The 12,192-nt window shown below is 65.6% G+C and carries 13 protein-coding genes; 3 read left to right on the top strand and 10 right to left on the bottom strand.

All coding sequences use genetic code 11. The features are described 5' to 3' along the window. Window positions 1–33: 33 nt before the first annotated feature. The 3 genes from ACWEKR_RS08345 to ACWEKR_RS08335 all read right to left on the bottom strand — a co-directional run bounded on the left by ACWEKR_RS08345 (window position 34) and on the right by ACWEKR_RS08335 (window position 3,151). Window positions 34–567 (bottom strand): hypothetical protein, encoded by a 534-nt coding sequence (locus tag ACWEKR_RS08345; RefSeq protein ID WP_452353905.1) that lies wholly within the window; start codon window positions 565–567, stop codon window positions 34–36. A 116-nt stretch (window positions 568–683) separates the two neighbouring features. After that, complete coding sequence (locus ACWEKR_RS08340) at window positions 684–842, bottom strand: hypothetical protein (protein WP_452353904.1); 159 nt, start codon at window positions 840–842, stop codon at window positions 684–686. Window positions 843–985: 143 nt separating this feature from the next. Then, entirely contained in the window at window positions 986–3,151 is a 2,166-nt protein-coding gene (locus ACWEKR_RS08335; protein ID WP_452353903.1) for a CHASE3 domain-containing protein, read from the bottom strand. A gap of 31 nt (window positions 3,152–3,182) precedes the next feature. Between ACWEKR_RS08335 and ACWEKR_RS08330 the strand changes: the two genes are divergently transcribed. Beyond that, on the top strand, window positions 3,183–3,395 hold the full coding sequence (locus ACWEKR_RS08330; RefSeq protein ID WP_452353902.1) for a hypothetical protein: 213 nt from the start codon (window positions 3,183–3,185) through the stop codon (window positions 3,393–3,395). Between the two features lie 17 nt (window positions 3,396–3,412). Here ACWEKR_RS08330 and ACWEKR_RS08325 read toward each other — a convergent pair whose 3' ends face one another. The 6 genes from ACWEKR_RS08325 to ACWEKR_RS08300 form a co-directional block, all read right to left on the bottom strand. Beyond that, on the bottom strand, window positions 3,413–3,742 hold the full coding sequence (locus ACWEKR_RS08325) for a helix-turn-helix domain-containing protein (protein WP_043734997.1): 330 nt from the start codon (window positions 3,740–3,742) through the stop codon (window positions 3,413–3,415). Beyond that, on the bottom strand, window positions 3,739–4,281 hold the full coding sequence (locus ACWEKR_RS08320; RefSeq protein ID WP_452353901.1) for a tyrosine-type recombinase/integrase: 543 nt from the start codon (window positions 4,279–4,281) through the stop codon (window positions 3,739–3,741). The genes ACWEKR_RS08325 and ACWEKR_RS08320 overlap by 4 nt, the downstream gene beginning before the upstream one ends. Beyond that, a complete protein-coding gene (locus tag ACWEKR_RS08315) occupies window positions 4,241–4,846 on the bottom strand; it encodes a hypothetical protein (protein WP_452353900.1) in 606 nt (201 codons plus the stop codon). The genes ACWEKR_RS08320 and ACWEKR_RS08315 overlap by 41 nt, the downstream gene beginning before the upstream one ends. 104 nt (window positions 4,847–4,950) lie before the next feature. Further along, complete coding sequence (locus tag ACWEKR_RS08310) at window positions 4,951–5,604, bottom strand: phosphoadenosine phosphosulfate reductase domain-containing protein (protein ID WP_452353899.1); 654 nt, start codon at window positions 5,602–5,604, stop codon at window positions 4,951–4,953. Window positions 5,605–5,807: 203 nt separating this feature from the next. Then, window positions 5,808–6,917 carry a deazapurine DNA modification protein DpdA family protein gene (locus ACWEKR_RS08305; protein ID WP_452353898.1) on the bottom strand — a complete coding sequence of 370 codons (1,110 nt, stop codon included), beginning with the start codon at window positions 6,915–6,917 and terminating at the stop codon, window positions 5,808–5,810. A gap of 200 nt (window positions 6,918–7,117) precedes the next feature. Further along, a complete protein-coding gene (locus ACWEKR_RS08300; protein WP_452353897.1) occupies window positions 7,118–8,182 on the bottom strand; it encodes a DUF4192 domain-containing protein in 1,065 nt (354 codons plus the stop codon). A gap of 324 nt (window positions 8,183–8,506) precedes the next feature. Here ACWEKR_RS08300 and ACWEKR_RS08295 point away from each other — a divergent pair, with 324 nt between their 5' ends. Further along, window positions 8,507–8,992, top strand: coding sequence for a hypothetical protein (locus ACWEKR_RS08295; protein ID WP_452353896.1), 486 nt, complete (start codon window positions 8,507–8,509; stop codon window positions 8,990–8,992). A gap of 195 nt (window positions 8,993–9,187) precedes the next feature. On the opposite strand, the gene ACWEKR_RS08290 is transcribed toward ACWEKR_RS08295, so the two are convergent. After that, complete coding sequence (locus ACWEKR_RS08290) at window positions 9,188–9,799, bottom strand: hypothetical protein (RefSeq protein ID WP_452353895.1); 612 nt, start codon at window positions 9,797–9,799, stop codon at window positions 9,188–9,190. Window positions 9,800–10,237: 438 nt separating this feature from the next. On the opposite strand from ACWEKR_RS08290, the gene ACWEKR_RS08285 reads away from it, so the two are divergent. Then, window positions 10,238–11,502, top strand: a protein-coding gene (locus ACWEKR_RS08285; protein WP_452353870.1) for an IS3 family transposase whose coding sequence is annotated in 2 segments (ribosomal slippage) — window positions 10,238–10,520 and window positions 10,520–11,502 — 1,266 coding nt in all. Because the reading frame shifts where the segments join, the coding sequence is not laid out codon by codon here. Window positions 11,503–12,192: the final 690 nt, after the last annotated feature.

Below are 12,192 nucleotides of genomic sequence, written 5' to 3'. Positions count from 1 at the left end.
GGCGCGCATCCACAGCGCGGTCGCCGCAGCCGGTCATGTGGCGGCTTTTCGGGTGATGTGGGCGAGCAGGGCGCGCAGTCTTCCGCGCCGCGTTTGCAGGTTGAGATAGGTCGACAGCTCGACCGCGGCCATGAAGGCGTCGACGAGCTTCTCGCCGAGTTGGTCGACCTCACTGCGCTTGTCCAGCAGTTCCTGGACCTGCTCGCTCAGCCGCGTGATCTGTTGTCCGGGTCCTGCCATCCCGGCCGGGACGAGATCCAATCCGAACTCGGCGGCCAGCATGCCGAGCAACTCCCGCCCGTTGGGCAGCGGGGCCCGATCGGCGGCCTCGACCACCGCCAGGCCCTGCGGGGTCGAGCAGACCACGCAATCCTCGCGCGGCTGCTCGTAGCTGCACCGGGTCCCGTGCACCTCATCCAGCGGCTCGCCCTGCTGGATCAACCCGTCCAGACACCATCGGCCGTCCTCGAACACCATGTACACCTTCACCGCGTCCTCGATCCGATGCTCATCGGGCATGTACGGATCGAAATCGGGGTGATAGGCGTCGATCTCGTTGTCACTCATAATGTTTCCCTTTCTGCGAGTTCGGATGTGGGCGTGCGGATCTCGATTCGGGTCCGGCCGTGCCGGGACACGAACCGACGTCAAGGAGAGCCAGGCGTACCGGGAAGGGGGCGGGTTCAGTCGATCCAGTCGGCGACCGGCCTGGTCCCGGTGTCGGTGGCAGCTTCGGCGACGACCTCGGCCATGGACACGTCCACACGGAAGCGGTGCCCGATATCGGCCTCAACCGCTGCGTACTGCGCGGCCAGCTCGGGGTGCAGGCGCGCAGCTCGCACCAGACCTGATTTCGATGAATAGATGCAGAACACACACGACGCGCGCGGAAATCCTGCACTGTAAGAAAAATGAGGCCGGGTGCCCGCCGACGCGATCCTATTGGGGAAGTCCGATATTCAACGCTCTGGAATAGCCGGGACGGTCACTGCGGAGCCCGTCGTTGAACGACTGCGGCGTATTTGGCCCAGGAGGCTCCTGAACGATCGACCCAGCGGTCGGCTGCGGACGGGCTGACGCCGAGGAGGTCGGCGAAGACTGCGGCGGGCATCTGGGTGGCGAAGTCGAGAAGGGCGGCGTGTCGGCCTGGTCGCGAGAAGATTCCGATCTTCTTGAGGCGGTGGCCGAGGTGGTTCGGGCTCAGGTGTCGGGCTGGGTCGACACCGGGGAAGAGCCAGGGCGATTCTCCGGCTCGGTTGACGACTGATCGGGCGCTGCGGGTCTTGATGTGTTCGTGGAGGAGCTGAGCCAGCTCTGGGGGCAGGTTCAGCGGCTTGGGGCCGAAGTTGATGTGGGTCTCGGTGGTCGTGACGGTGACGTCGGTCATGGTGAGGCGGACGATGTTGGTGACGGATTGGGCGTAGAGCAGTGTGAACAGGCCAGCGACGCGGTCCCCGATATGGATGGTTCGGTCGTTGAGGAGTTGGCGGGCCAGGGCCCATCGGCGTTCGGCATCCAGCGGAACCGTTTGCTTGGTCTTCCGGTATTCGGGGATCTCGATTTGGTGGGCGTGGTGTTTCTGAACTGACCATTGGACGAATCCGCGGGCCTGGTAGCGGGTGCTCGAGCCCTCGGTGATCCAGCGGTCGATGTCGGCCTGCTGACAGCTGGCCAAGGTCAAGTCCTGCTCGTCGAGCCAGCGAAGCAGGGCGATTGCGGCTCGGAGGCTGACGCGGATCGCATCGACTTGTGCTCGTTGAGCGAATTTGTCGTCGCCGAGCAGTCGACGCAGTCGGCTGAGATGGTGCCAGGTGACGAAGCGGCGCAGTAATTTCCGTTGTTCGGGGTTGTCGACGGTGGTCAACGCCTTGTCGATCCATGCTTGGAGGTCGGCGAGGTATTCGTCGCGGGGTTCGAGAATGCCTGCGGTGGCCAGGATCCCGCGGAGGTGTCGGCTGGCATTCCGGGAGAGCCGCCGGTCGAATTCCTCATGGGTGAGTGGGCAGGTTCCAGCGGCGATGTCGCTCAGTAGCTGGGCGGAGGCGGACCTGCTGAGCCATTGGAGGATCTGGTTGGGAGAGGTGGCGTTGAGCAGAACTTGGTGCAGGGCATCGAGCTCTGGGCGGTCGACGGCGTCGGGACCGCGGAAGAGTTGATCGAGTTGGCGGGCGAGAGCGCAGCGTGGGCAGAGCCCGTAGTGGTAGAGCCGATCGACGGTTCCGCATTCGGTGCAGGTGCGGAACGAGATGGGGTCCTTCTCGTAGCAGGTGTGGCAGAGACGGCCGTCTGGGCCCCGGGCGGCGATCTGGAGAGTCTTGTCGCATCGAACGCAGGGCCATTTCTTGTGTGAGCATGACTCGCAAACGGGATGTCCGGCAGCGACTCCCAAACAGTTGCGGTAGTGGCCGCAGCGGCCGCAGAGGGCCAGCGGGAGTCGGTAGCAGATGTTGCAGAGCTGCTCGGTGCCGTGGCGCTGGACGATGAACCGGTGTCTGTGGCAGGTGGTGCATTCCTCGTGGAGAAGGCCGACGTTCCGATGGCAGTACTGACACAACGGCTTTCCCTCGGAGGTGCGGCCGACCACGAGCCGCTCACGGCCGCAGCGGGTGCATATCTTCTTCGGCTCAGCCTTCTTGTAGCAGGGGTTGCAGACGCGCTGGCCGTCGAGGCGATTGGCGAGCGCGAGGTCTTGGTTGCAGACCGGACAGGGCGGCAGCACCACGTGACGTGCACCGGCTCGGCGCAATTCGGTGATCAGGCGGATGAGGAATGGCGAGCCGGATGCCGCCTCGCCGGTCAGCAGACCGGGGCGGTCTTCGATCTCCCAGGAGAGCTTGAGCAGATGGTTGGGCAGCTTGGAGACCTTGGTGATCGCCGCGTTCATGATGTCGCGGTCCATTTCCGGCTCCAGCTCCCGCAACTGTGCGGCGAGCAGAGCGACGGCGTCGACGTCGCGGCCGGGTCGGCAGTCTCGGCAGACCCTCCGGCCTTGCCGGTCATGGTATTGGAGCCAGCGGAAGGCTTTGCAGTTCGCGCATTCGGCCTTCGGTCGCTTTCTCTTCTGCTTGCAGGGCAGACAGATTCGCGTGTTGTCCGCGCGCTCGGAGAGCTTGTTGGGTTTCTCGCAGTCCGGGCAGCGCGGTGCGACCACGTGTGCGGCGCCGGCGGCGATGAGGGCGTGGATGAAGTGGTCGACCGCGACAGGGCCGTCCGGTCTGCCGCAGGTCAGCAGGTCCGGGCGTTCGGTGAGTGCTTGGACGATGCGCAGCTGTTTGGCCCTGATCGACGCGGCCGTGCGTGCCGCGGCGAGCACGGTCTCGGCCGCCATGGCCGGTTCGACGTCAGCGACCAGCTGGAGCAGTTGGGTGTCCAAGGGTGATTGGTGCTCCATCTGACCCGTCCTCGTCCGGATTCAGCGGGTGATCCGGGCCGGCTTCGGGCGGAACGAGCCCACGCCGGTCTCGGTGCCGCTGCCGGATGCTGCTTTGCGGGGCCGGGCAGCTATGCCGACCGCGATCGGTTCGATCAGATCTTCCATCGAACAGTCCAGGATGTCCATCAAGGCGACGAGCACTTTCAGGCTCAGACGCTCCGGTCGCTCGGCGACCAGGCGATAGACCTGGCTCGGTGACAGACTGATCCCTCGCTCGGCGAGCATCGGCCGCAGCGCCGTAGTCGAAAACATCTCTCGGGTCGCCATCACCTGCCGGAGGTTCCAGCGGTAGTCCAACTTGGCGGTCATGACAACTCCTTCTCGAAGGCCCGGTCCAGGGCCTGACGCATCATTGAATTCATGAAGTCACCGCTGACCGCTGTGTAAATCGCTGTGGTGGACTGGAATTCGTGTCCCGCTGCGGCCTGGATGAGTTTCGGGTCGGCGCCGTCCTCGATCAAATGGGTGACCCAGGAGTGTCGGAGGCAATGTGGGGTCAGCTCTGCTGGCAATCCGAGCGCGTCCCGATACTGGGCGAAGCGGTCGTTGATGTCGGCCGGCCGTACTCGCCCGCCCCGCTCGGTCAACCAGATCGCAGGGTGTTCCGGGATTCCGAATCTCGGCCGGATGTTGACCAGGTAGTCGTCGATGACCGGAACGATCCACGGCATCAGCGTTGGGACCTCGCGGCGCTTCGGTGGTGATCCGCGGGTGCGTTTTCCGTGCCTGACTTGCAGCATCCCGTATTTTCCCAGTTCGCGGGCGTTGGCGTTGCGGTAGAAGTCGACGGTGTCCATGCGGGACGCCTCAGTTCGGCGAAGGCCCCACGCGTAGATCGTCTTGAACAAGGTTGCATCGCGGTAGGCGGCCAGGGCGCCCCTTCCTGCCCGACTTCGCGGCGCGATCGACCTGCTCGTCCGCGTAGTCGAAGAACCGTTGCAGCTCATCCCGGGTGAACGGTCGCCGGTCCGGCGAGCCCTCGTAATCCAGGAGGTGAGCGACGCTGTTCCACTCGTGGACGATTTGGATCGGGTGAGTCTCGAATCGCTTCTGGCACTCGTATTCCCAGCCGTATGCGGGGTTGGTGAGGTATTCGGTGAAGCCCCGGACCGCGCCCTGATAGTTGCGGATGGTCGATTCCGCGCGGCCGAGTTCGCTGACCAGGTAGGCCATCCACTCGTCGAAGTCCGCCGCGGTCCAGTTCCATGGGTACTCGTTGGTGTAGGTGTGGAACCGCCGCACGACCTGTGCTCGTGAGTGAATTGTCTTGGGTTGCAAGCGACGTCCGCCTCGCTGCTGGCGTTCCCACCCGCGAATCATCGCTTCGAAGACGGTCTCTTCGGGATGCAGAAAGGCAACGCCGTCGACCAACTCGAGGCCCGCAGCACCGGGGCCAAGCACGCCCTTCTGCACCCAGCCTCCCGTTCCCTTTAATGCGTAGATCTTGCATCAGATGCGAATAGCATTGCAAATGCGCAGGTAGGAGGGTTGCCATAGGGGGTCGTTGCGGGTTAGGGTTACGCCGATTGACCTGCAAAGTCGGGAATCGTGATTGCATCAGATGCAATTCCGGATGGACGCGCCCACACCGTCTCGAGGTCCCAGCCGTGAATCGGCAGCCAGGTATCCACGATCCGCCGCGAATTCGAGACACTGGCCTTCGGAGGATTCCCGGCGCTGCGGGCGGCAGCACATCGCGGGCACAGACACGTCCTGCCGGGCTCATGCACGAAGGCGGGCCGGTTCGCTCTCTCCGCGGACTCTTGACTGCGATGGCCCATGATGTTCAGCACCCTGATCGGGCGATCGACGATCCCGGCGGCGCGGGATTCCGCGACCAGCATCGTGATCACCCGCCGCGCCGGAGATCTCTTGAAATCGCTTGTGCACCAACGATTTCGATGAGATGGCCATTTTCCGCGTTCGGTGACACGGTCGAGCAGGTCCCCGCCGGTCCGGGCTACCACCTCGTGGCGCAGCCCGTAATGGTCGGCGTGTTCTCGCGCGAGAGCCGAAGTTTCCGGCCAGTCGGAGCGGCCCATGTCGGCATGGACGGTGGTGACCCGGTCCAGCACGCCGACGTGGTGGAACTCCTCGACCAGAACATCCACCATCGCCTGGCTGTCCTTGCCGCCACTCAGGCTCAGAAGGTAGTGGTCGTATCCACCCATGTCAGGCCCCGCAGCCACCGAGAAATCGATCCCACCGCGCCCGCGCCGCAGTGACCGCTGGACGGGGCCACGCCGAGCGGGCCTTCGCGTCGTGGCAATGGGCGTGGTCACGGCCGGGACCGCCTTTCTGTGTCGGTGCCGCTGCGGGCAGCGGGAGGCAAGGGGCGCGCACCGGTGGGGAGCGTGCGTGGTGTCGGATCCGGTCAGGCCGCCGACACCGTTCGTAATCCGGCGTCGAACAGCGGGATCTGTTCGCTGCCAGTGACTTCGGTGCGGGGCGCGATGCGGGGCCGCGGGCGTGGTGCGGGTTGAGTGGGTGCCGGTTGCTCCCACAGTTGCGGGTCGGTGGTGACGCGCAGGTGGTGGTTGAGGCGCAGGGCGTTCATGGCCTTTTCGCGGAAGGCCACCGCGTAGCGCAGGCAATTGCGGCAATCGGTCACCCGCCGGCGCCCGCTGTCGCCATTCGGGCGTGAGAGGTGCACGCAGCCGGGCATCGGTGTCCGGGCGCGCCGCGCTGCCAGTGACCAGGATTGGCTGTCAGCGCTGTGCAGAAGATGCCCGGCCAGGACCAGGGTGCGCAGCGAGACTCCGTAGCCGTGCATCCTCATCCCGAATCCCGCGAGCGCGGTCAGGACGTGGGCGACATCGTGGTCGGCGCTGCTACGTCGGCAGATACTGCCGATCCCGACCCAGCGGCCGGCCAGATCGATCCCCGCCGAGCGATACATCCGGTAATGCTCGACATATTGGCTGGGATGCCACCCTTGAAGGGTCGGCAGCCACGGGACGTGATCGAAATTGTGTGCCAGGTACCGGTAGTTGTCGAGGGTGAGTTGCTGATGATCGGCGATGCTCAGGCCGGTGCGTCGCAGGCATCCGGGTTCGCACGGCAGGTCCTGGATGCCGACGAACCCGGGTGGCCCGATGTCGTCGATGAGCCGCGACCACAACGCCCCGTACTCGTCCGGCACGGCCCACCAGGGGTGATGATGTGGATCGGCGGTGAGCACGAGAGCCGAGTAAGCCCCCGAGTCGCCGCTGTAAGGGGCGTGGTTGATCCGGACCGGGAACCGCTCCCCCCTGGTTCGGTAGCGCGCCAGCCGCGGCGCGGACAGGAACACCGGCACCGGTGTGGTGTTGAGCAGGCTGGGTTGACCGACACCCAGATAGAACTGCATCCGCCGCGCCGGATCAGGATGGTCAGCGGTGACGGTCCACGGCGTGATCGGTCCCCACGGCGTGTCCCACCGCCGACCGCCACTGTCCTCGGACCCGCGCTCGGGTGCCGGGTCATCGAATGGTGAGGCCATCATGCGAACTCCTTCCACACCGGGACGACGAAGCAACGGCGGCCCCGACCGTCCTCGGACACCGCAGGCGTATTCGCCGCATTCGGGGGGCCGATGACCCTCCGATTCGATTCGGGCGGCACACATCGATGAGGCGGCAGCGCAGCGAACGGTGCTGTCGCGCTGTGCCGCGCCGTGTTTGGCCCGGCCCGGGTTGGGTATCGCTACGGGATGGTGATGCCGAGGTCGGCGGCGGCTGCGATGGCGAACCGCGCGAACCGGTGCACTACGCCTGGTGGGAGGGCGCGTTCGAGCGCGGCGTGGAGCAGCCGGGCGAAGATGTGGGTGGGATCGGCCTCCAGTGCGATCGTGATCGCGAGCCCGGCCAGCGTGCTGTCGCCGCGCAGGTGTGCGCTGTAGGCGAGCAGGACCGCGGCCTCGGCGCGGTAGCGGCCGGTGAGGCTGCGGGTCAACAAGATCCACAACCTCTCCGCGGCGACGGCGTGCTCGCCGATGGCGATCGCGGGCAGGCACTGCGACACCGTCGCGATGCTCAGCACGGCCCCCAAGCGTGCGAGGTCGCTCGGGGTGAGGGTGAGGCCGTCGGCGAGATCGGCGATCGCGTACAGCACCTGCTCGAGGTCGCGGCGGTCGCGGACGGTCATCTCCAGCTCGTGCTCGACGGCCTGGCGGCGGCCACGGACCTCGGCGACAGCCCCGCCCAGCGCCGCTGACACCGGGACGGCGAGCGCGGGATCGGTTCTCAGCGAGTCGGCCAACGCTGCCAGAGACTCCAGGACAGGCATCCCGAGCGCTGCGCGTTGCCGCGCGGAGGGTGTGCGAGCGGGATCGGGCAGCGTCCCGGATTCGGTGGTGCCCGACAGCGACCACCACGATCCACCGGCCACGATCGCGACCGTCGCGAAGGTGCCGGACACGCGGACAGGACTGGCGGCGAGGCCGCGGACCACCTGCTCGACAAGACGATGGTCTCGCCCGGATGTGGCCCGTCCGTCGACGCCCGGCGCGGGCAGCCGGTCATCGACGACGATCACGAAACCTGTGGCAGAGCCCATTTTCGCGAGCAAGGGCCGCAGGCGGTCGAGGATCGAAGCGGCGCTGTCGGTGAGGTCGAAGCGAGGCAGCGCCGCCAGCTCGCCGCGGTCGGGATCTGTCGATCCTGCCGGGATCAGAACCAGGATCAGCGACCGCTGCGGGATGAAACCGATCATGCCGGGGATCGAGGCGATCAACCGGCCCGGAGACGGCAGCGGCTGAGGTATGGACATCACTAATCTCCTTGGTAGGGAATAGAACAACCTCCGAACAACTCATTGCTGGTGCCGGTATGACATCGGAATGGGAATGCCGAGGGCTGGCGCCGACCGCAGTGGGGCTAGTCGGGCACCGCAGCACCGGACGGGTGGAATCGGCGTGGCATTGGTCTTCCACGAACGTGAACGACGAGCGGATGATCACGATGGGTGGGCGGGGAGTAGCATCGTTGCCGGAGGATCAGCAGGCTGGCCGATATTGTTGGAGGTCAGCTCATGGCTGCACGTCGACCGCCGCGCTCACCGCGAACGGCTCGGTCACCGGAAATGACGCAACGGGTGCAACGTTCACGCGAGCGTGTGCGCCGTCGCCGGGAACTCGCCCGCGAACGCGACCGCGCGATCGCCGCGGCGGTGCGCCGCTATCTGTCCGACTGGCAGGCGATCACCGCGTGCGAGACCAAACGCGACACCGAGATCGCCGAACTGCGCCGGCAGATCAGCGTCGTCGAAGACGAAGCCGCCGCACAGATCGCGAGTCTGCGCGCCGACCAGGGCATCGCGGCAATGATCATTCGAGACCAGCCCGGCCACACCGACGATGACGTCGCCGACCTGCTGGAGATCACCCCGAAACAAGCCCGCCAACTCATCACACTCGCCCGAACACCGGCCACCGACCCGCCCGTCCCGCCGGAGGACGCCGAAACGACCGACCTCACGCGCGAGCAGAGGCAGCGGACGGAGGAGAAACAGACCGACACCGACGGCACGGAATCACCGCGTGCCACCGGTATCCCAGCGCAGACCGAACAATCGAGATGACACCGGCATTGCCGCCGACCACCGAGATCGGCTGCGCATGAGACCTGATCGGCGGCGTCCAACTGTGTACAACACCAGCCATCGCTGCAACGCGCATGATTCGCCGAACGGTTCGACACGTGCCGACTCGACGACGACCGTGCCGGGAGATCGGAGCGAGAGTCGACCGGTGCGATGGGCGCTATCGCTCGGCGACTATCGGGTGTCGTTGTAGCGGCCGACCTTCCAGACATGCCATCGGAACTGCTGCGGCGACAACGACTGTCGCACCGGTATTCCTGCCACGGGCGAGTACGGCCAGAACGCGGTCCCGCAGCGATGGCAATAGAACCCGGCCCTCCACAGCGCGTGCGCGTGCGGGCGTCCGCGCAGGATTCGGTTGTTGTGACGGCGTCGGCCCCGCGCAGCCGCGAGCGTCAACAGGCCCGGCGAGGCGTAGACCCCGACCATGAACACCCCGGACACAGCCATCGACATCTGGGCTCGTCCCGGTTCTTCGCCGACAGTGCCGATGGCCAGAACGATGAGCATCAAGAACGCGGGTACCAGCAACATCCAGCCCACTCGGGTCAAACGCCGCGTCGGTTTCCAGTCGGGCTCGCGGGCGAAGCTGTTGGCCAGCGCGGTGGTGTGGGTTCGATCGACGGTCATGGTGCCGAACACCGGCACGAGCCCGCTACTCGACACTCCGAAACCCGAATACGATCCGCTCTCCATCGAGACCGAGGTCCCGTCCGAGCACAACGCGGGCACACTCTGCACCCAGTCGAGCCGTCCACAGCTCGGGCAGGTGATGTCGATATCCATCCGCCGATCTCCCGGTCGGGCCGCCGCGTCGTCACGGCGGCGCGGTGGTGCTGCCTGCGATGTAACCTCTGGCAAATCGTATTGAACACCGCCGGAACCGGTGTGTCGATAATCCGAATCTACGTAACGCATGGTCTGTTTCCTCTCATGGGCGCGTGAGGGAGGGCTCCTGTCGGTGAATTCCGGCAACGGGTGCGAGCCAGCAAATAGCTGGTAAATACTGGTGGGTTCTCGGTCGGGGGATCTTGCGGACCACAACCGCTGCCATGTCGATCAGGGGCCGTCCTCGGAGTGCATCTGTGTGACAACTCACACCATCGCTGCTCTGATGGATACGCCCCCAGGCCCGTTCGGGGCCGCTAGAAGGTCTCCTCGTCATCGAGGTTGTGAATCGCCCCGGCATGTCCGGAGACTTCATCTCTTGGAGAGGATGGAGTCGTGTCATCGAGGAGGAAGTACCCGGCCGAGCTGCGCGAGCGGGCCGTGCGGATGTTTGTGGAGATTCGTGATCAGCACGGGTCGGAGTGGGCGGCGATGCGGGCGGTCGCCGAGTTGCTGGGTGTAGGGCATCCGGAGACCGTCCGGACGTGGGTGCGTCAAAGTGAGGTCGACACCGGTGCGCGGGCTGGTGTGACGACCGAGGAGTCCGAGGAATTGAAGCGGTTGCGGCGTGAGAACGCAGAACTCAAGCGCGCCAACGCAATTCTGAAAGCGGCGTCAGCTTTCTTCGCGGCCGAGATAGACCGGCCACAGCGCTGATAGTCGGGTTCATCACCGAACACCAGGGCCGCCGCGAGAGCGGCGGCCTGCGGTGGGGCGTCGAGTCTATCTGCGCCGGGCTCACCGAGCTCGGGGTGAAGGTCGCCTCATCAACGTATTACGAACACCGGAACCGCACCGCCACGAAGCAGGAGCTGCGTGAGGAGGAAGTGGCGGTGCAGATCCAGCGTGTGCATCGCGAGAACTACGGCGTGTACGGCGCGAGAAAGGTGTGGCTGCAACTGAACCGGGAGGGCATCCGGGTTGCGCGCTGCACGGTGGAGCGGTTGATGCGTCGGCTCGGGCTGCGAGGTGCGGTGCGCGGCAGGGTCAAACGCACCACGATCCCGGACCCAGCCGCACCGAGGCCAGCGGATCTGGTGCAGCGCAAGTTCGCTCCGGTGGCGCCGAACCGATTATGGGTTGCCGACATTACCTATGTGTCGACGTGGTCGGGGTGGGTATATGTGGCGTTCGTCGTGGACGCCTACGCGCGTCGCATTATCGGCTGGCGCACGTCGACGTCGATGACTGCGGCGTTGGTGCTCGACGCGATAGAGCATGCGATCTGGACTCGTGAGCGCGAGGGATGGGACGTGAAAGATGTTGTGCATCATAATGATCGAGGATCTCAGTATACGTCGATCGCGTTCACCGAACGCCTCGCCGAGGCCGGGATCCAACCCAGCGTAGGCGCGGTTGGATCGAGCTTCGATAACGCCCTCGCCGAAACGATCAACGGCCTCTATAAAACCGAGCTGATCAAGACGCGGGCGCCGTGGCGCACGGTCGACCACGTCGAACTGGCCACTGCCGAATGGGTGGATTGGTTCAACCATCGACGCCTCTACCAGCATTGCGGGGATATGCCACCCGCCGAGATGGAGGCCGCCTACTACGCTCAGAACCTAGCTCAGCAAACCGCCGGGCTGTCACACCAGTAGGTCTCCGGACATGCCGGGGGGATTCATTGTGACGTGCCAGTTCTGCGAGGTCCTGGACCTGGTCGTACGGTTTGGTCCGAGCGGCGACAGCAACGGTGACCCGGATCTGATCGTCCTCGCCCGTGCGCTCCGTGTGGCGAACCAGCGAAGACACGAGATCTCGGGTTTCACGTGGCTACGCACAAAGTTCGGTGATCGCTGCGCCGCGACCAAAATACGGACCTGGTCCTCTTCGGTACCATCGACGATCAACAGATCATCGATGTCGCTGGCGTGGGCTTGGAAGTGCACCTGTGTGATCGGCAACTGATCTGTCTCGGCGCGGCCAATGCCCAGTGGCATTGCAGCAACGGCGACGCTGGCTGGTGGACGAGCGATTTGCGGCTACTTATCGGATGTCGCCCGTGGGTCGCGCCTGGTTCGCGTGTCGTGGGGTCTAGGACGGGTCGAACTTTGTTTCGCCGCAACCGGTCTCGAGTGCCGAGGCGTACAGGTTTGAAGCTGGTGTCGCTGCTCCGAGTGGTGCGCGGACATGAGCCGTGGCGGCCACCGTGCTCCCCGACGCCCTCGCCCGCCACGGCCACTACACCCTCGCCGGCCACCACCCCGGTCGCCGACCAACCCGCGACCATCCTCCCCCCGCCGCGGAGCACCCCTCCGGCGGCCCGCCCACGCACCCCGACACCTACT

The organism is Nocardia sp. NPDC004573, from assembly GCF_053602135.1.
Note: the sequence above shows the minus strand (reverse complement) of the source record. Positions and strands in the feature narration are given on the sequence as shown.